Here is a 1,218-nt window from a genome sequence, read left to right on the forward strand (position 1 = left end):
GCCACCGGGGATCGGACGGTGCGTGAAGTGATGGTTTCGGTCACCCCTTGAGCCTGCGCCCGCGCTCAGACGGGTACCAGAGCCACGGCACCGGTGACCGTGTACCCGCCCGTCGAGGACGGCGGCCGACGCGTGCGCGGCGACGGGAGATCCTCGGCCGGGCGTACGGGCTGCGGGACATCGCTGAGCTCCTGCGCCGCGCCGGGATCGAGGACGTCGACGAGGTGCACGTCGAGACCGCCGGGCCATCGTGCGGTCGTGAGGACCGTGCAGAGGGCCGGGGCAGCCTACGACTCACACGACCAGCCGAGTCCACTTCTCCCGCCGACCGAACCGCCTGCGCCAAGGCGCCCTCGGCGGGAGCGGGCGGCGCGTCGCCGTTCAGCTCGGCGAGGGCCTGCGGGGAGGCAGGTGCCTCAACCACCCAGTCCTCAGCCCCCAGACTGCGGGAAGCCATGACCGCCACCACCTCACCCGGGGCGACGCTCTCAGCCCGGGCCTCGTGAGAGACGTGGCTGAGGTTGGCGCGGACACCAGCGCGCACGTGCACGTCCCTGGCGAGGGTGCCACCGGTGTTGCGGACCAGGGACATGCCGTGAGGCTCGTAGTCCAACTCCCAGGTTGGGGCGGGGGCGCTCGCGCCACCAGACGGCGACGGATGCCACGGCCGCGACGACCGCCGCGGTGGAGCCCACCCAGGTTGCTACGTCCCCTGCGTCCATCGAGGCACCGTAGCGCGCGGAGGCGCCCGTTTGGGTCTACCGGGACAACCCCCAACCGCATAAGGGGTGCGTTAGAGGGCTGTTGACCTGCGGTTCAGTATGTGGATGGCACGTGCTTGGCACGTGCCTCGTCGCCCGGCCGGGGGGTCCCTGCCTCAGCCGGGCGACGGGCGAGGGCCCGCTTACTGGCGCCCTCACCGGTGATTCGGAGCCGTCGCCCACACGGATCGGTCCGGGTGCGGCCCAGTGACTCCTCAGTCTCGACGGGGTTGGGCGGGCTACTCGGGTAGGCCTAGCACCGAGGAAGCCCTCGGGACTGGGATGTCAATTGTTGCGTCTGGCGGGACGATCCATGAGACACAGCCCCCGTATGGGGCGATCTCAACGATCGTCTGCCAGCGGACGCAGGTCGCGGCGATGTTGCGGGTGGCGGACCGGTCGGTGCGCCGGTGGCGGGCGGCCTGGCGGCGCGGGGGTGTGGCCGCGTTGGAGTCGG

At 71.7% G+C, this 1,218-nt stretch carries 2 protein-coding genes; one reads left to right on the forward strand and one right to left on the reverse strand.

Translation table 11 applies throughout. From position 1 onward, the window contains the following. Nucleotides 1-65 precede the first annotated feature (65 nt). Nucleotides 66-230: a hypothetical protein gene (locus tag ABZZ74_RS54305; protein ID WP_356951468.1), complete on the reverse strand. Its 165-nt coding sequence runs from the start codon at nt 228-230 to the stop codon at nt 66-68. An 813-nt stretch (nt 231-1,043) separates the two neighbouring features. On the opposite strand from ABZZ74_RS54305, the gene ABZZ74_RS54310 reads away from it, so the two are divergent. Then, the coding region (locus tag ABZZ74_RS54310; protein ID WP_356951469.1) for a helix-turn-helix domain-containing protein at nt 1,044-1,218 on the forward strand (175 nt) is incomplete at its 3' end.

The organism is Streptomyces sp. NPDC006476 (assembly GCF_040612015.1).
GTDB lineage: Bacteria > Actinomycetota > Actinomycetes > Streptomycetales > Streptomycetaceae > Streptomyces > Streptomyces griseorubiginosus_B.